Annotated in this window: 1 protein-coding gene; it reads left to right on the top strand. The window is 78.9% G+C overall.

The genetic code is table 11. The features are described 5' to 3' along the window. On the top strand, positions 1-279 hold a 279-nt coding region (locus tag SJ20_RS05085; RefSeq protein ID WP_044659159.1), incomplete at both ends, for a DEAD/DEAH box helicase.

Below are 279 nucleotides of genomic sequence, written 5' to 3'. Positions count from 1 at the left end.
CGGCGGCCTGCTCGAGGCCCTCGACGCCCGCCTGCCGTTCGCGCTGACGCCCGGCCAGGTGGCGGTGGGGGAGCAGCTGTCCGCCGAGCTGGCCCGGGACGCCCCGATGAGCCGGCTGCTGCAGGGGGACGTGGGCGCGGGCAAGACGCTCGTGGCCCTGCGGGCGATGCTGCAGGTCGTGGACGCCGGCGGCCAGGCCGCCCTGGTGGCGCCCACCGAGGTGCTCGCCGCGCAGCACCACCGTGCCCTGCTGCGCCTGATGGGCCCGCTCGCGGAGGC

It is taken from the genome of Micrococcus sp. MS-ASIII-49, assembly GCF_000946635.1.
GTDB lineage: Bacteria > Actinomycetota > Actinomycetes > Actinomycetales > Micrococcaceae > Micrococcus > Micrococcus luteus.
The sequence above is the reverse complement of the archived record's forward strand: the minus strand, read 5'-3'. Positions and strand labels throughout refer to the sequence as shown.